This window comes from Wenjunlia tyrosinilytica, assembly GCF_014646055.1.
Lineage (GTDB): Bacteria > Actinomycetota > Actinomycetes > Streptomycetales > Streptomycetaceae > Wenjunlia > Wenjunlia tyrosinilytica.
The window spans coordinates 1-17,421 of sequence record NZ_BMMS01000023.1; the positions used below are offsets into that span (position 1 = coordinate 1).

11 protein-coding genes and 3 pseudogenes are annotated in these 17,421 nt (G+C 69.3%); 5 read left to right on the plus strand and 9 right to left on the minus strand.

Annotated elements, in window-relative coordinates; translation table 11 throughout:
• The 4 genes and pseudogenes from IEY86_RS36670 to IEY86_RS37865 form a co-directional block, all read right to left on the minus strand.
• On the minus strand, positions 1 to 180 hold a 180-nt coding region (locus IEY86_RS36670; RefSeq protein WP_308425171.1), incomplete at its 3' end, for an IPT/TIG domain-containing protein.
• A 74-nt stretch (positions 181 to 254) separates the two neighbouring features.
• Positions 255 to 647, minus strand: a pseudogene (locus IEY86_RS36675) (IPT/TIG domain-containing protein); the annotation flags it as partial.
• 171 nt (positions 648 to 818) lie between these two features.
• Positions 819 to 1,562, minus strand: coding sequence for an IPT/TIG domain-containing protein (locus tag IEY86_RS24185; protein WP_189133950.1), 744 nt, complete (start codon positions 1,560 to 1,562; stop codon positions 819 to 821).
• 1,649 nt (positions 1,563 to 3,211) lie between these two features.
• Positions 3,212 to 4,528 carry an ice-binding family protein gene (locus IEY86_RS37865; protein WP_308425166.1) on the minus strand — a complete coding sequence of 439 codons (1,317 nt, stop codon included), beginning with the start codon at positions 4,526 to 4,528 and terminating at the stop codon, positions 3,212 to 3,214.
• A 696-nt stretch (positions 4,529 to 5,224) separates the two neighbouring features.
• Between IEY86_RS37865 and IEY86_RS24195 the strand changes: the two genes are divergently transcribed.
• On the plus strand, positions 5,225 to 6,916 hold the full coding sequence (locus IEY86_RS24195; protein WP_229698709.1) for an IPT/TIG domain-containing protein: 1,692 nt from the start codon (positions 5,225 to 5,227) through the stop codon (positions 6,914 to 6,916).
• A gap of 243 nt (positions 6,917 to 7,159) precedes the next feature.
• Here the strand turns inward: IEY86_RS24195 and IEY86_RS24200 are convergent, their stop codons facing one another.
• On the minus strand, positions 7,160 to 7,603 hold the full coding sequence (locus IEY86_RS24200) for a ricin-type beta-trefoil lectin domain protein (RefSeq protein ID WP_189133951.1): 444 nt from the start codon (positions 7,601 to 7,603) through the stop codon (positions 7,160 to 7,162).
• A gap of 1,014 nt (positions 7,604 to 8,617) precedes the next feature.
• On the opposite strand from IEY86_RS24200, the gene IEY86_RS24205 reads away from it, so the two are divergent.
• Positions 8,618 to 9,631 (plus strand): DUF2278 family protein, encoded by a 1,014-nt coding sequence (locus IEY86_RS24205; protein WP_189133952.1) that lies wholly within the window; start codon positions 8,618 to 8,620, stop codon positions 9,629 to 9,631.
• Positions 9,632 to 9,898: 267 nt separating this feature from the next.
• Here the strand turns inward: IEY86_RS24205 and IEY86_RS24210 are convergent, their stop codons facing one another.
• Complete coding sequence (locus tag IEY86_RS24210; RefSeq protein ID WP_189133953.1) at positions 9,899 to 10,183, minus strand: hypothetical protein; 285 nt, start codon at positions 10,181 to 10,183, stop codon at positions 9,899 to 9,901.
• Positions 10,184 to 10,649: 466 nt separating this feature from the next.
• On the opposite strand from IEY86_RS24210, the pseudogene IEY86_RS24215 reads away from it, so the two are divergent.
• Positions 10,650 to 10,974: pseudogene (locus IEY86_RS24215) on the plus strand (response regulator); the annotation flags it as partial.
• Positions 10,975 to 10,976: 2 nt separating this feature from the next.
• Here the strand turns inward: IEY86_RS24215 and IEY86_RS37870 are convergent.
• Positions 10,977 to 11,577: pseudogene (locus IEY86_RS37870) on the minus strand (transposase); the annotation flags it as partial.
• Positions 11,578 to 11,672: 95 nt separating this feature from the next.
• On the opposite strand from IEY86_RS37870, the gene IEY86_RS24225 reads away from it, so the two are divergent.
• Entirely contained in the window at positions 11,673 to 12,095 is a 423-nt protein-coding gene (locus IEY86_RS24225; RefSeq protein ID WP_373287084.1) for a DUF4913 domain-containing protein, read from the plus strand.
• Between the two features lie 379 nt (positions 12,096 to 12,474).
• Positions 12,475 to 13,548, plus strand: a complete 1,074-nt coding sequence (locus tag IEY86_RS24230) for a hypothetical protein (RefSeq protein ID WP_189133955.1) — start codon at positions 12,475 to 12,477, stop codon at positions 13,546 to 13,548.
• A 384-nt stretch (positions 13,549 to 13,932) separates the two neighbouring features.
• Here IEY86_RS24230 and IEY86_RS24235 read toward each other — a convergent pair whose 3' ends face one another.
• Both IEY86_RS24235 and IEY86_RS24240 read right to left on the minus strand, forming a co-directional pair.
• Positions 13,933 to 16,836, minus strand: coding sequence for an AfsR/SARP family transcriptional regulator (locus tag IEY86_RS24235; protein ID WP_189133956.1), 2,904 nt, complete (start codon positions 16,834 to 16,836; stop codon positions 13,933 to 13,935).
• Positions 16,833 to 17,204, minus strand: a complete 372-nt coding sequence (locus IEY86_RS24240) for a M64 family metallopeptidase (protein ID WP_189133957.1) — start codon at positions 17,202 to 17,204, stop codon at positions 16,833 to 16,835. Before IEY86_RS24240 ends, IEY86_RS24235 begins: the two co-directional genes overlap by 4 nt.
• Positions 17,205 to 17,421: the final 217 nt, after the last annotated feature.

Here is a 17,421-nt window from a genome sequence, read left to right on the forward strand (position 1 = left end):
GACGGTGACTTGGACGGTGCCGGTTCCGGCGGGGGAGACGGCCGAGATGTGGGTGTCGGAGACGATTGTGAAGGATGTCGCGGGTGTGGTGCCGAAGCGGACGGCGGTCGCGCTGGTGAAGCCGGTGCCGGTGAGGGTGATGGTGGTGCCGCCGGTGGTGGGGCCGGTGGTGGGGGTGATGGTGGTGAGGGTNTGACGGTGTAGGAGGTTGCGGGTGTGGTGCCGAAGCGGACGGCGGTGGTGTTGGTGAAGCCGGTGCCGGTGAGGGTGATGGTGGTGCCGCCGGTGGTGGGGCCGGTGGTGGGGGTGATGGTGGTGAGGGTCGGTGCGGGGGTGGTGGTGTAGGTGTAGGTGACGAACTGCGAGCTGGTGCCGCCCGGTGCGGTGACGGTGACCTGGACGATGCCGGTTCCCGCGGGGGAGATCGCGACGATCTGTGTGTCGGAGTTGACGATGAATGAGGGCGCCGGGGTGGCGCCGAAGCGCACGTTGGTGGCGCCGCTGAATGCGGTGCCGGTGACCGTGACGGGGGTGGCGCCGACGGGGGGCCCCGAGGTGGGGGAGACCGAGGTGACGTTGGGCGGGGCCACGAGCTGCGGCTGCCGGGCGGAGTCGGTCGGCGAATTGGCGGAATGGTTCACAGCCACATCCTTCGGAGGGTGTGCTCCCGGACGACCGCGAGGCAAGGGCCGGTGCCGGGACTCGTCGGAAGGCCGCGGGGGAAGCTGATAGGGCAGGAGAGGGGCTGCCCCTGCCCTAACAGGTCCTCCGCGGCCTGGTTGCCCGACCGGGCAGGCCGTCAGCGGCCGAGCGGCTGGTCAGATGCCGGGGCCGGCGACGTAGGTGAAGCCGCCGGTGACGGTGGCGCCGCCGCCGCTGGTGGTGACGGTGACGTTCGCGGCGCCGGCGGTTCCCGGCGGGGTGACCGCGGAGATGGCGGTGTCGGAGATGACGGAGAAGGGCGCCGGGGCCCCTGCGAACGTCACTGACTGGGTGGTGGTCAGGTTGGAGCCGGGAATGGTGACGGCGGTGCCGCCGGAGGTCGGACCGGACGCGGGCACCAGGGTGCCGACGGTAGGCCCGTCGACGTATGTGTAGGACAGGCCGTTGTTGGTGCCCCCGGTGGTGGTCACGCTGACGCCCACGGGCCCGGCCGCCGCGCCTGTCGGTACGGCGACGGTCAGCTGGCTGTCGCTGACCACGGTCGGTGTCGCGGTGGCCGCGCCGAAGTTCACCACGGTGGCGGTGGACAGGCCGGTCCCGGTGATGGAGATGGTGTTGCCGCCCGCTGTGGGGCCGGAGACCTCGCTCAGGCCGGACTTGAACGGCGCCCCGATGTAGAAGAACGACAACGGGTTGCTGGTACCGCCGGGGGTGGTGACCGTCACTCCGACCGTGCCGGTTCCGGAGGGCGAGGTGACGGTCACCGACGTCGGGGTGTTGGCGGTGATCGTGGCGAGCTTGGTGCCGAAGCGCACGGCGGTGGCGCCGCCGAGGTTGGTGCCGGTGATGGTGACGGCGGTACCGCCTCCGGTGGACCCTGAACTCGGGCTGATAGGCATGGCTGTCTCCTTGAGTGAGTTTGGACGAGCCGGTGAGTGAGAGAGGTGACTACTGGCGGAAACCGGGCACTCACGGCGCTCGAGGCTGTCACCGACGCAGCCGGGCACGCTGCCTGACGGGTCACGAGTGACGGTTGTCCGGTTCCCCGTCATGGTGATGGGCGTGGTGATGGGCGCCAGTCCCCGTCCACTGTCGCCGTGGGCGCTGGTGAGGATGTACCGGCGGAACGGCATCGGCGCCAGGCTGTTGCCACCCGAGGCGTTCGCCGTGGTGAGCGCGGTCACAGGCGCGCTCTCGCGGTACGCCATGGTGACCGGCCTCCGGGCGGCGGCCGGAACCACGGCGCTCCCGCGCAGCCAGGGCACAGACGTCGATCACAGAGCACCAGGTGCGGAGAAGTGGCATTTGCGCCCCCAGAGGAGGTTGCGAGAGCCGCTGCTTCAGCCGATGCCGACGAACGGCACCAGTGGTGAATCGAAGTCCGCTGCCGAGAGAGCACCCCGTCGGCCGCCACGGCCGCATCGCCGCCTGATCGGGCAATCGGGCTGGTCCGCGTATGGGTCGGCTACCACTCCCCCGGAGAGGATGGGCGACCTACCGGATTGGTTGAGACCAGTAATCACCCAAAGTGTGAACACCTGCAAGGGTATTGACGTCACATCACCCGATTGGCAGAGCTTGCAAGGCGGCGGGCGCGCTTGGCGTACCACCGCCCGCACCACCTTGCCGGGCCCCGGCCGAGGCGATGACATCGCCGCAGCCCTCCCATCGTCGCCCGCCCACCAGCCTGGGGGCTGCGACCTCCTGGCCAGGCGACCCGTCCGGCGGCTTCCAGGCCACCAGCGCCTTGCGCTGCACCGCGATCCGCCGGCCCCAACCCTGGGGAGTTCCTCACCGGCCTGGAGCAGCGGATGACCGACGGCGATGGCGGGGCGGCGCTGGCGGTGCCGTCCTGCACCGTGGCATCGTGCGCTCGCCCAGGTCTCCCGTGCCCAGACGCGTTGGCATCGGGGCACGGCTCTGCGGCGGTCCCAACTCTTGCAGGGACACCCACCGCAGCGGGGCTGGGGGGAATCGGCAGGCTGCGGCGGCTGGGAGCGGCGGGCGGTCCGCCGACTGCACGCGCGCTCACACACACGTGCAGTCGGCGGCTGGTACTCCAGTTGCGCCTCTCCATTTGTCCTGGTCTTGCGTCCTGAACATGAAAGGGAGTTGGTTGTAGGTCGGCTTCTGGAGGTGACGCTGTGCGGAAGATGAGGGGTTTTGGCCCTTCGGAGCCGCCCTGTGGGGGAGGCTTCGAACCACCTCATGCTGCGTTGGCTGAAAGACCGTCGTGGTGAGCCATGAGGGAAGGGAGTCGTATGAGGCGTCAGGTGGGGGACCGGGAAGACGAACGCAACTGAGTCGCTGCTGACGTGTCGAGAACAAAACAGATGACATCAAAACCGGTGTGTGTGACCAGAACTCGGGAAGAGCCTGACGCGTTCCCACCTACTGGCCAGGTGATGTCCGGCATGTGAGCGACGTGAGTCCGGTCCGCGGCTTCCGCATGGAGCAGGAGAGAGTGGGATCCGATACGGCCCGCCGTGTGCCGACGGGCGAGAGGGAGTGCACCAAGCAGCGGCCGTCACCGCGGTGTGTTGCTCCTTCACCACGGGCGAGTGATTCTATTGGTGTCCAGGGTTACAGAGCCGTCGATGGCCAGGACCTGGCCGTTGACCGTCACGCCGGCGTTCACGGTGATCGAAGTCTGGGCCAGCACCCTTCCTGCAAAGTCGGTGTCAGTGCCCAGAGTGGCTGAACTACCGATCAGCCAGATGACATTCCTGGCGGTGGCGCCATTGATGAGGAGCATGTGGCTCGCGGTTGCCGTCGTCAGGGTCGATCCGATTTGGAAGATCCAGTCGGCGTTGCGGTTGCCCTGGGCATCCAGCGTGAGCGTGCCGGTGAGCCCGATGGAAGAAGCGGCGCTGTAGACGCCGGGGGGCAGTGTCAGGCCGCCGAGGTCTCCGGTGATGCTGGCGTCCGGGATCTGGCCGACCGCGTCGTTGTAGGTCGTGATCATGTCGGCATGGGCTGCGGCTGCGGCGGCGTCCGAGTTGTGGATGCTTCCGTAGACCTGGCCGGGCGGGAACCCGGTGATGGACACTCCCGGGCTTACTCCGAGATCGCCGGTGACGCTTGAGAGACCGCTGTTGGTGACCGACGCTCCGCCCAGGACCGCGAAGCGTCCCAGATACGTGTAGGCGTCCGCAGCGGTGGTGGTGCCACCGAGGGTAGTGATGGAGACATCGGCAGGGCCGAGCTCTCCGGCTGGCAGCACGGCGTCGATCTCGGTGTCGGAGGCGACTCGGAAGGAGAGGGCGGGCGTGCCGTCGAAGGTGACGCTGGTGGTGTAGGAGAACGCGGTCCCGGTGATGACGACGAGATTGCCGCCGTCCACCGGTCCCGAGTCGAGGGTGACGGCGGTGATGGAAGGCGAGTCGAGATAGGTGTAGGTGACTCCGCTGGCGGTTCCGCCCCGGGTGGTCACGGTGACCTGTACCGGACCCGCGGCGGCCGCGGCCGGGACGGTCACGGTGAGTCGGCCGTCCGAGTCGACGGTGAACACGGCGGCCTGCGTACCGAATCTGACCTCGCTCGTGGTGTAGAGGCCGAGACCGGTGAAGATCACCGTATTTCCGCCTCCCAGAGGGCCTGCGGGAGGCGGGTTGATGCCGAAGGAGGGCGGCGGCAGGTAGTAGAAGGTGCCCACAATCCCCGTTCCGCCGGCGGTTGTGACGGAGACCGGGACGGCGCCGTGACCGGAGGGGGTGATGGTGTCCGTCGTGGTGTCGCTGACGACCGTGAAGCTCGTCGCCTGGCGGGAGCCGTAGCGCACTGCGGTGGTGCCGGTGAAGTGGCTGCCGGTCAGGGTCACCGCGTCGCCCCCGCCGGTGGATCCTTGGTTCGGCGAGACTGGCATAGGGGCTCCCTGAGTCCATCGCCGACGGACGGGGTGTGCCTCGAGCCAGCCCCTACTTCGACGGCACAGCGGTGCGAATACACCAAGTAGCGCACTGGTGACACACAGCGTCAATGCCCAAGGCCCCCATCCGGCCCGCAACGGAGGCGTGTTCAGCGCTTCGCGTCAAACAGCACTACCGGCGCACCACCCGCGGGCGCAACAGCGCCGGCGGTTCACGAGTTCCTCCCGCACCATCCGCGAGCACATGCGGCACGCGGCTTCCGAACCGTCGCCCCCGCCCCCAGCGGCCCCACCGCAGGAGCCATGGTGGCCACGGCATAGGCGGCAGACCGTAATCTGACGGCTCATCGCATGGTTGTGGCTCTGCGAACTGGCTACTGGTAAGCCGCTCTGATGCCTCGTAGCGAACGCGACGCCATTACATCGCCGCAGATCACAGACCTGTGGAGCTGCGTGTGCCTACCGACTGATGAACTCGGGAGCAGGTGCCGCACGGAAGGGAGAGGAGAGCGAAGAGCGTTTTTCATACAGTGTGAAGTGCTTCCGATCCGCCTGCCAGTGTGCCCACTTCTTCGGTTGCCTGCTTCGGGCCGGGGAATTCGACGTAATGCGGGATCGCCTTCAAATGCCGCCCCGCGCCACGTCTTTCCGCTACGTGTCAAGTATCCGGACCTCGGTAGAAATGGGTGCACGATGAAGACACAGGAAAAAACCACGCCTCCAAGGCCGTCCATTCACGCCGCCTCGGCGGCTCTGGTCGCCCCCTCCCCGCAGGTCATAGCGACACTCCCGGCGGGGACCAAGCCGCTGGGACTGGCGACCAGCCCTCTGGGGCCTCCGCTCGCCTACGCGGCCGGCAACGCCTCGGGGACCGTCAGTATTCTCGATACCGGAACGCTCACGATCTCCACCCCCGCGGCCCCGTTGACCGCCCCCGCAGGGGTCGCGCTCACCCCGGACAATGTCTACCTCTACGTGGCCAACAGCGGTGGGAACACCGTCAGTGTCGTGCAGCGCAATCTCTTTGCGGTCACCAACACCATCGGGGTGGGGAATAGCCCTTTCGGTATCCAGGTGAGTCCCGACGGCCTGTTCGCCTACGTCGCCAACCAGAACTCGAACACGGTCAGTGTCATCAGCACCGTCACCCGCGCCGTCGTCGCGACCATCCCGGTCGGGGTCAAGCCCACATGGGTCGCAGCCGCCCCCAACGACCTGGAGGTGTATGTGACCAACCAGGGCGGCAACTCGCTCAGCGTGATCAGCACGGTCACCAACTCGGTCGTGGCGACCATCACCGGCCTGTCGACTCCATATGGCGCAGCGATCACCAGCGACAGCCGGTACCTGTACGTGGCCAACAGCACCGCGAACACCGTCAGCGTCATTGACACCGCCAGCCGGACAATCATCGCCACCATCCCCGTGGGCACCGCGCCATGGGGCGTGACGGTCACCCCGGACAACAGCCACGTCTACGTGGCGAACAACGGCTCCGACACGGTCAGCTATATCGACACCGCCACCAACACGGTGAGCAGCACCGTCACTGTCGGCCATCAGCCGACCGGCGTCGGGGTCGCCGCCAGCGGGCTGACCGCCTACGTGTCCAACAACGGCGCGAACACCGTCACCGTCCTCGCGCTGATCAATATGATCAGCCCCCCGGCGGGGCCAGAGGCGGGCGGCAACATAGTGACCGTCACCGGCACCAACCTGGCCGGGGCCACCGCGGTGAAATTCGGCCAGGTGCCCGGCACCATCATGGCCAACACACCCAGCCAGATTCTTGTGGTCCCCCCACCCGGCGTCGGTGTCGCACAGCTCACCGTCACCACTGCGGGAGGCACCAGCAATGCCAAACCATACGTCTACTCTCCCGGCGGCGAGCTGGACAGCCTGACCCCGGGAGCCGGCCCGACCTCCGGCAGAAACATCATCAGCATCGAGGGGCACAGGTTCAGCACCGCCACGCAGGTACGGTTCGGCTCGGTGCCCGCCGTGCCCACCGTGGTCAGCGATCACCTGATCACCGTCACCGTCCCACCCGCCGCCGCGCCCGGCCTGGTTCCCGTCGCCGTCACCACGGCTGGTGGTACCACCGCTCAAACCATCACCTACGCGTACATCGATCCGCCCTTCCTCAGCGCCGTGAGCCCGAACACCGGTCCGGTCGCCGGCGGGAACGTCGTCAACCTCTATGGCCTGAACCTGTCGACGACCAGCCTGGTCACGTTCAACAACGCACTCGTTCAGTACAGCATCCAGTCCGACACCGTCCTGACCGTCGTCGTTCCCCCGAACCCGGCCGCCGGAACGGCGGGGATCACCGTCACTACCGGCTCCGGTACGACCACGCTCCCCAGCGCCTACGCCTACGTCTGAGCCGGGAACACTCGCTTCCGCCCGCGCCCGCCTGACAGCCGAGATCAACGTGACGCAGCCGCGCGACCCGGCCGACTCGGGGACAGCAGCACCGAGCACCAGACCGGGGCGGGCCGCGCACGATGGGACTCATCGGCGGACCGCTCGACGGCGAAAGGCCCGACGTCTTCGAGCTCACTCCCGACGGGATCGCCGAAGGACGCGCCCGGGCCGTGGCCGACCCGGGCATCCGGGCCCCGACTTCTACTCCATGAACTCGAAGGTCCAAGCCTGGCGCAGGTCGTTGACGTCGAGTGGCCTCAGTGCGATGCGGGGCGGGAAGATCCGCAGCGGGCTGAGGTCCACGGCGAGCTCTGCGCCGTCGATGGGGCCTCCGGGGACGACGAGGTGGAAGGTGCGCGGCTGCTCGCTCTGGTAGAGCGCCCACTCGCGGGGCTCGGGGAACCCGACGACCGGCTTGTTCGCCTCCGGGTCGCCGTCGAAGGCCAGGTACGTCCCGCTCCTGAGGTTGCGGATCGTGCAGTTGCCGTTGCTGAGTCCTTCCAGCTGCCATTCCTGCTCACCGGGATTTCCGGTGGGCGGCAGGAGTACCACCGGTGTCTTGGGCTCCGACGCCCCTCCCTCCAACGTGAGAAGCTGCTCGCCGGGACGGGCGACCATGTAGAGGCCGTTCGGTACAGGCGCCAAGGCCGACTCCACTTCCGAGGTGCGGCACCCGTGCGGGGTACCGCCGATCTACTGGGCCGACGAATCCCTTCCCTGCCGACGCGTCATATAGGTGGAGAACGCTCTGTGTCACCCCTCAGGACTACAGCGTTCGCCCCGACGTTCGACCGGCTCTGGAAGGTGGGAAGGTGCCCTTCGGTGCCTCGGGCTGTCTGACGGCAATGACGACAGGGATGCCTCTTCGGTGGCAAGCGGCTTGCTTCACGGGACCCGGACGGCCGACTCGCTTCATGCCGAAGGTGACAGCTGTCGCGCTTCGGCTCACCGAAGCGGTCAGCCCCCACCGACGTACCTGGCGGCACAGCGGGGCCCGGCAACCAGAAGCCGCGCGGGCCAGGGCCTGGGTGCGGAAGCCGTGAGCTCGTCGATCGTCCGCTCCGATCGGTGCCGGGCCGGCAGCGCGCCGGGCGTGATCGGGAAGACCTCGCGCCGGCGACGACGGGGTACCAGGCTGGACCATGCCGCGAGCCGGAATCGGTCCGCGGGTTCATAGGGGACCGGGACGGCGATCTGACGGCGTGGCACCGCGTTCTCTTGCCGGAGCACGAGCAACTCGGCGTTCTTGGCGGTGTCGTGGCGCAGCAGCACCCGGGGGACGGACTACGGCTTGCGGGCCACCTTGTACAGCGGTGAAACGATCACGCGGAGATGGTCCCAGGCGGGATGGTGCTGTCCTTCCGACCTGCGGTGATGACCATCCGACACAGGGGCAGGCGTTGCGGGGTTCTCTGGCTGGGGGCGACTGTCAAGACTTGTCCGGCCGATCATGTCCGGAGCGGGACGGCGAGGGCTGCTGCGGTGGTCCTGGGGCGGGTCCCGCTCAATGCGGATTGTGCCGTTTCGCCCCGCGAGTGAGTGGGGCGCTGCGAGACTGGCGGAGGCGCGACGGGGGACGGGGCGTGGCAGGACGGCGCGGGAGGCCCGGGTCCGGTACGCGTGGGCGGGTGCGCAAGGAGCCGAAGGAGCTGAGCCTCGATGCCGCTGAAATCCTATGGGGTGCTGATCGCCCGGGTCGTCGCCACCCGCCGGGAGGGCGCCGCGAATACGCCGCACTACCAGATCCACCTCACCGACGACCAAGGGGCCCACTACCGGGCCGCGATCAACGTCAAGTCCCAGGAGGAGCCTTCGCAGTTGCTCTACCTGGTGGACGACGACTTCCGGCATCCGCTCACGGCGAGCCTGGAATCGCTGCCATCCGGCTGGAACGCGCTGCCCGACGGGCCCGGGGGATCCGGCCTGGACTTCGTGCGCGGCAACCTGTTCGATCCGGCGGCCGTGCGCGAACTGCCGCCCGATCGGGAGGGCCCCGGCAACGACCTCGCGGACCTGTTCGACCAGCATGTGAGCCGGGCGCTGGCCGACCCGCAGGCGCGGCTGTATGTGTTCGGGGAGCGCTGGGGGCCCGAACCGGCTGTGAAGGACAAGGTGTTCGGCTTCCTGCCGGGCAACGGCGTCCACGACGTGCATATGAACCAGGGCAACAGCGGCCGGTTCCAGGGCGACAACGGCGTCTGGCAGGACGGCGGGCTGCTGATCCGCTTCCCCGGAGCGGAGCGCTGGGTCGGTGTCTTCCTGGCCTTCCAGAGCCAGGCCTGGCACACCGACGACGTCACCGGCGCCCCGCTGGACGGCTCCGGCGGCGGCGGGCGACCCACCGGGGGCGCGGAGCCGGTGCGTGTGGTCGCGGCCCTGGTCAACCCGCGCGGACCGGCGCCCGAGGCCGAGTCGGTCATCCTGCTCAACGCCTCGCCCGACCCCGTCGACCTGACCGGCTGGCGGATCGCCGACGCGGTCAAGCGCGGCTGCCCGGTGCCGCCCGGCCCGCTGGCGCCCGGGGCCACCCTGACCGTGCCAGTGGCCGAGCCCGTTCAACTGGGCAACAAGGGCGGATCGATCACACTGCTGGACGGCGCCGGGCGCAAAGTGCACGGTGTCGCGTACACCAAGGACCAAGCCGCCCGTGAGGGCTGGACCATCGCCTTCTGACCCGCCGGACCCCGCCGGACCCCGCTGGTCTCCGCCGCACCACCCGCCCCGCCGCGATCCGCGCAGGTCGCGGCGCGGGCGGACAGACCAACTGATCAACAGCGGGAATCGGATCACCGAATTCCACCGAACCGTGCACAACGACCGGGTACCGCTCACCGAGGAGGCAAGAGCGACGATCGACGTCTTCAACGCCTCCGTCGCGGCTGGTCCGCCCGAGAGGTGAGTCGCATTCCCGGCCCGGGTGTCCTGGCCCGGGCGTCCTCGCTATGCGTAGGCGACGACTTGGCCGGACACGACCTGGGGAGGGTTGGGGAGCAGCGACGCGAGGTTGTCCCGCACGAAGACCGCTGCCTTCTCGACCGATTCCTCGGCCCCCACCTCGGTTTCGAAGACACTGGTCGAGACCATGACCCCGTTCCCGGCGTCGACCCAGTAGTAGGCCCGCAGACCGGGGATCTGACGAATGAGGGGCACGAACCCCTCGTTCACCCGTCGCCCGGCCTCGGCCGGATCGGTCACTCCTGTGTACTGTCTGACGGCTGCGTGCACGGCCGATCTCCTCACGAGTCCGCGGCGTCTGCTGCGCAGAGACGCCGTACCCCTGTGATGTGTGTTCCGCTCGTGCGCCGTCCGGCAATCACCGGAAGGGGCCATCGGGTGGTCCGAATGGCGGTCTGTGCCGATGAGCGGGCAGGGCTGCTGTGCCGGGCGTCCCATCCCCGTACCGCCTTGCCGTGCCCGCGAGAGGGCCGGGGAAACAGCGCAGCGGCGTCCCCACCCCACATCGTCGGCAGGGGAGTGAGTCGGCCGACACCGAAGACCGTGCCGGCCCCGCTTCCTCCCACCTGCGGTGAAGCCGCCCGCCCCCGCTATCCTAGAAACCATGTGCGCGCCGCGCGAGGAGCGTGGTGCACGGTGACCACCGTATGACGTCAGGTCGGGCATCGTGAACGACCATGATCCCGTTCCTACGCCCGCCCGGTCCGGTCGCACTCCGCTTCATGGGGGGTGGGCGGTGAGGGTTCCGGTGGTCGAGGACCACGTAGAGCCGGCGCACTCGGTGGCGCGGGTGCTGCGCCGCGACGGAATGGCCGTGGACGTCGTCCACGACGGCGAGGGCGCGCTCGAACGCGCGACGGTTCGTCGACTACGACGTCGTCGTTCTGGACGGGGACCTGCCCGGCGTGCACGGCGTCGAGGTCTGCGCCGTCCTAGTGGCCGAACCCGTCCACACCCGCGTCCTGATGCTCACCGCGCCGGGCACCATCGCCGACCGGGTGGAGGGCCTGAGCCTCGGCGCGGACGACTATCTCCCCAAACCATTCGCCTATCCCGAACTCTTCTCGGCCCGCTCGCGGTCGTAGAAGGCTCGGGACTCCGGGCAGGTGCGGATGCTGATCATCGCGGAGCGGTAGAAGACGCGTTGGAGGCCGCGATGGTAGCGGCGGGGGCGGTGCAGGGTGCCGTTCACGTTGCCGGAATCGCGGGGGACAGGCGCGACGCCTGAGAACGCGGCGAGCCGAACTGCGCCGGGGAACCGCGACAGGTCCCCACCGGTGGCGGCAAGGAACTCGGCGCCCAGCAGCGGTCCGAGGCCGGGCATAGTGGAGATCACTGCCGTGAGCTCGTCCTCGCGAAATCGGGCGTCGATGAGTTTGTCCAGCTCGTGGATCTTCTCGTGGAGACCGAGCAATTCAAGCGCCAGGTCGCGGACCCGGGCGTCCTTCGCATCGGTTTCGCCCAGGCCGCAGTAGCCAGCCGATGCCCGATTCACCGCGAGGCCGGGCAGATGGACGATGGTCTGTCCATGGTTGAGCAGGAGGCAGACCAGCAGGGAAGCCATGCCGTCGGCTACGTCGACGGACACGCACCACATCCTCACCGAGCGCCAGCACTTCGCTGATGAGATGCAGCAGGTCTCCCTGCCCGGTGGTCGAGCGCCGTCGGCTGCCACGTGCAACGGCGCGCTCGCACCCGGTGGTTCAGCAGTCGGCTGAACCCCGGGCACAGGAGAACCGTAGTACCGGCGACGACGACCATGACAGAGAACCGGAGCACCGACATGACCCCCGGGCCGCAGCCGACACAACAGCAGCAGGACGAGGCCGCCTTCATCCTGTACTTGCAGGGTTCCGAGTACGACGAGGGTCTGCACCGGCTGACTATGTGGGTACGCCACCTGCTGCTGCCGGTGTACGGCAGGGAAGTCGGCTCCATCGCCCCTTGGTGCCCCAGCTGGTGGAGGCATCCGGAGGCGGTGGCGCAGCTGTACGGCCTGTGGATGGCATGGCAGGAGCTGACCGGTCCCGGGTCTCAAGCGACCGGGCCCGCTACCTGGCACCGCGACTACCTCGGCCACGTCATGGCTTCACTGCGGGACCCGTTGGGGCCCTTCGCGGGCTGCAAGGCCGACGCGCACCGGGCCAAGGAGGCCCCGGGGATGGACCCTTATCCGGGCTGAGCCGGCGCATCCGTGCTCGGGCCGTAGCACTCGGCCGTGCCGAAGCGGATGGTGCCGCGCGAAGTGGTGCAGGGGATCAAGGCGCCGGAATCCGCAGGCCAGGCCCAGGGGACCCCGCCCGGCCCGGTGTCCGGCACGCCTCAGCGGGACGCCTGGTGGACCGCCGCCTGCACGGAGGTCGTCGTGGACCACGAACCGGAAGGCGTCGCGCTCGATCCCCAGCACACATCATGGGACACGACCTCGAAGCACTGGAATCCACGGCGGGTCCGCGGCCCGCCCCGTGCGAGCCCTGTCACCCCCGCAAATCGTTGAACCGGCGGCCCGCCGCGGCCCGCCGTCGCTTGTGTCAGCACTTCCGACTCGAAAGAGGGACACCGTGCAGGATAACGACGGGCCTTCCCCGACCAGCGACCGGCTGACCCAGGAACGCCTCGAGCTGGCTCGCGAGCTGGCCCGCGAGCTGGCCGAAGCCGAGCTGGCCTCGAGCGTCTCGCCTCCCGGCAACGCTCAGCTGGAGATCCTCTTGACGAAACTGGCAGAGAGGTTTCGTCTCCTCTGGGATCACGTCACCGGTGGGTCGCAGTCGATGCCGACCGGCGCGGACGCGTCGTTCGCCGACGGTCCGGAGACCGACGCGCCCGGCCCGGGCCAGGACGCACCGGGCTGGGGCGCGCCCGCGCCAACCCCGCCGACGGCGGCCGAGCCCTGGCAACCGTCCGTCTCCCAGACGTCGGCGCGAGCACGCCTGGAAGAGAAAATCGACCAGCTTCCGCCGGCCGCGCGCATGGCCTTCGAGGACGAAATTCTGCACCTGGTCAGGACCAACGCCGAGTTGACGGCGGCTGTCGACAGGTTCCCCGAGAGGGTACCGACTGTAGCGAAGTACGCCCGCAACGCGCATTTGCGGGAATCACTGCGAGAAGCACCGCCGCCCGCGGAGTCGCCGCGGCAGGCACGGGTTTCGGTGAGCGACGACGTAACGCGGCCGACCACGGCCGGGGCGGCCACGAGTGCCGACTGGTCATGGCAGCAGTTCGAAGAGGCAGTGGCGCAGCTGCCGGCGCGGTCTCAGGCCCTCTCGTCGGGCAGTACCGGCATCAACGACCGGGCTTCCGGGACGGCCGAAGGGGCCGCCTCGGAGAGACACGCGGAGAGCGGCACCAGTTCGCCGACGCCCGGCCAGAGCGGGTCCGTCAGCCCCCGCAGCCTCCAGGCAGCCGACCCGGACCTGTCGACGGTCGAGTCAAAGGACCGCACCCAGCCCCCTTCTCCCACGATCCCGCTCGCCCCCCGGGTGATCGGTGAGTTGGGACATGAGGTCCTTCAAGCGCAGGTCGCCAGATCCAAGCCCACGACTTCGGGGACCGGGCATGTCAGCTCCCCCTCCCTGCCGCCCGGCCGCGCGTCCGGTCGTTTGAGCACGGGCAGCCAGCAGCCTCGAACGCTATGACGTATCGCCGCCGATGGCCCGTCCACCGCCCTCCGTCCGTCGTGCGTGGGCAAGCGACAACAGACCGTCGTCCCGCGCGCACCCGAGGGAGAAACACGTCCTGTGCGCACCTTGCGCTCCACGCGCAGACGCACACCGTTCCTGCTGGCCCTGTTACTGGTGCGGCTCCGAGGCGCACCCCACCGCCGCGCACTCGCCGGTCTGCCGCCGCGCACTCGCCGGTCTTGGGCAGCGGCACGTCGTCGGGGGTGCGGCAGACACCGGCGGCGACACCGCGACCTCGACCCGCAGGGGCATCATGGACTTCGTGGAACGCCACGCCTGGTGTGCAACCTCGCCGTGCCCCATCCCCCGGGGGCACGGCGAGGTTCGAGGGAGATCACGTCAGACGGGCTGTCCGTATGCGGCACCACGGGTGCCGGAGCCGAGCGTGTCGTCCTCCAGGCGGCCGAGTCTCTCGAGGATCATCTTGGCGTCCGGATGGTTGAACTCCGAGAAGATCGCCAGTGCCTGCTGCCAGCTGGCACGAGCGGCCTCCGGCTCCGCGGCCAGTTGGACGTCGCCGAGGTTGCTCAAGGTGTGGCCCTCCGCCCACCGGTTGCCGACCTTCCGATGCGCCTCCAGTGCTTGGTGGTAGTGGTCGACGGCGTCGTCGGGGCGGTGGAGCCGGTGGTGGACCGTGCCGAGGATGTCGAGTGCGATGCCTGCAACCCAGTGATTGTCGCTCGCGCGCAGGATGGTCAAGGCCTGCCCCAAACAGTTGAGGGCTTCGTCGTAGCGGCCGAGCCGCTGGTAGGCGTCGCCCAGGTTGGTCAGGGTGATTCCCTGTCCCCAGGCACTGTCGATGGACCGGTGGAGGACCAGCGCCCGGTGGAAGTACTCGACGGCCTTGTAGAGTTGGCCGACTTGAAGGAAGGAGTCGCCCAGGTTGCCCACGGTCACCGCCGCGGCCGTGGTGTCGCCGATTTCCTCGAAAGCGGCCAAGGCCCGGTGAAAGTGGTCGATGGCCTCGTCGAACCGGCCGGAGACGCGCAGCGCGGTGGCCGTGTCCGCGAGGCCATGGGCCTCGCCCCGGCGGTCGTGGGCGGCGAGGGCGGCGGACAGGCCCGTCTGGGCAGTATCGAGCCAGTCGTGCAGATGGCTGCGGAGGTAGAAGAACCCCCAAAGGACGGCCGACAGCCGCCAGGCGATGCCCGGCTGCCCGGACGCGGCGGCTTGGTGCACCGCGGAGACCAGGTTGGCCCGTTCGGTCTCGCACCAGTTCAGGACCTCCTCGTGCGTGGTGAACTCCAGGGGTCGGCAGGCGGCGGGCAGTGGTTCGAGGGGTATCCGGGGGCGGTGCGGGGTGAGCTGCCGGTAGGCGGCGTCGGCGGTGTGCAGATACCAGGCGAGGAGCCGCTCGACGGCGCGGTCCCGCTCCTGAGGTGTCTCCTCGGCGTGGACGCGTTCGGCGGCGTAGACGCGCAGCAGGTCGTGCAGGGCGTAGCGGCCGGGGAAGCGCTGGGTGAGCAGATGGGCGCGGGTGAGCTCGACGAGCAGGCCGCCCGCCTCCCGCAGGGTGAGCCCCGTGAGGCCGGCGGCGGCGGGCGCGGAGATGTCGGGTCCGGAGTGCAGGCCCAGCAGCCGGAACATGCGCGCGGCCGGGGCGGAGAGCGCCTTGTACGACCAGGAGAAGACGGCCCGGAGGTCGGTGGTGATGTTGTCGCCCCCGGCGAAGGCGTCGAGACTGCCGTGGCTGTCGGCCAGTTCCTTGGCGATGGCGCTGAGCGGGAAGCCGGCATGGGCGATGGCATGGGCGGCGACGATGGCCAGCGCCAGGGGCAGCCGCGCGCACTGTCTGATGATCTCGTCCGTCGCCAGCGGCTCTGCCACCAGCCGCTCGATGCCGAGGCGGCGCGCGAGGAGGTCGTGTGCCTCGGCGGACGACAGCTGGTCCAGTGACACCGAATGCGCCCCCTCGCCGACGACCAGGCCGGTGAGCTGGTTGCGGCTGGTGACGATGACCAGGCAGCCGGGGGAGCCGGGCAGCAGCGGACGGACCTGGTCGGTGTCGCGGGCGTTGTCGAGGAGGATCAGCACCCGGCGCTCGACGAGCATGCTGCGGTACAACGCCGCCTGGGCGTCGAGACCAGCGGGAATTTGCATCGGCGGGACGCCGAGCGCGTCGAGGAAGAAGCGGATGGCCTCCTCCGGCGTCACGACCGAACCGGTCGGATCGAAGCCGTGCAGGTTGATGTAGAGCTGTCCGTCGGGGAAGCGGTCGGCGATCTCGTGCGCCCAGTGCACGGCCAGGGTGGTCTTGCCGATGCCGCCCATGCCGCCGATCGCGCTGATCACGACTGCCGCGGGGCTGCCGTTCCCGGGCAGTAGGGCCCGGGAACGGTCGAGTTCGGCGTGGCGGCCGACGAAGGTCGGCAGGTCGGCGGGCAGTTGCGCCGGACGGGTCGGGTGCGCGGGAACCGGGGGTAAGGCCTCCGCGGGCGGGTCCGTCCGCGGAGGCGGGCCGGAGTCCAGGGAGGCGTCGGCCGCGAGTATGCGGTCGTGCAGGTCCTGAAGCGGGGCGCTGGGGTCGACGCCCAGCTCGGCCACCAGGATGCTCCGTGTCCTGTGGTACGCCTTCAGCGCCTCGGCCTGCCTGCCGGACCGGTACAGCGCCAGCATGAGTAGTCGGCACAGCCCCTCCCGCAGCGGGTGCGTGCCGGTCAGGGAGAGCAGTTCGGCGATCACCTCGCCGTGGTGCCCGCGTTCGACGTCGGCGTCCAGCCGGGCCTCCAGAGCGGTCAGCCGCTCCTCGCTCAGCCGGGCACGCTCGGATTCGGCCAGGGGGCCGGGGACACCGGCGAGTGCCGCTCCCTGCCACCCGTCAAGCGCGGTGTGCAGCAGCTCCGCGGCGGCGGACACCCGGTCGGCGGCTCGCAGCTTCTTCGCCTCCGCGACGCGCTGTTCGAACACGGCCAGATCCAGGGCATCCTCGGGGATCCGGGTCAGGTACCCGTCTGCGACCGAGACGACAACCCGCTCCGACCCGGGCGTGTCCAGCCCGGACTCCAGCACTTTGCGCAGGCGCGACACGTAGGTCCGCAGCACGGACACGGCGGCCGTCGGCAGGTCCTCGCCCCACACGGCGTCCAGGAGTTCAGCGAGTGTGACGGGGCGCCCCCTGCGCAGCAGCAGTGCCACCAGCACCGCTCGCTGCTGCGGCGAGCCGAGGTTCAGTTCCTGTTCCCCGCGCCATGCCCGGACCGGCCCCAGTAAGGCGAAGCGCACGGAACCCTCGTAAACGCTCATACGGTGTTCGTGTCGGTGCACAGCAGGCGCTCCGTGTCCTCGCACCAGAAGTAGGACGCGACCGCGGTGTCCTTGTGCACGTTGGCGGCCGGGTCCCCGGATATTCCGGACTGCCGGGAGCCGGCCTCGACGGCCCAGACGTAGAACAGCGGCGCGTAGCTCTTGAACGGCTCGACCGCGGTCATGTCGGCCCACTCGGTCTTCACCGCGGCCCGGAACTGGTTCATCCGCGAGGCCGTGCAGCCGTCGGCGACGAAGACGATGTCGAAACGGTCGGCGCAGGCGCCGTTGCTGACGATGGATCGGACCGTGCCTGCCCGGACGCTACGGCGTGCCCCCCTCCTGTCCTTGTTCGACTCCACCTTCATCCGGCTGGTCTTTCCGCTGGGCTGGAAAGCCGCGACACCGTCGTGACGTTGACGTTCTCCTTCCGGGACGGGCGCGGAGGCCGACGCGGAATCGGCGGGCGTGGATATCGCGAGCCCGAGCCCGGCAGCTATGACAGGTCCGGCCGTGGTGAGCGCCCGGAGCCGCGTGGATCTGGTTGACGTGCGCAAGCTACGCCTCTTCTGCATTCGGGGGATG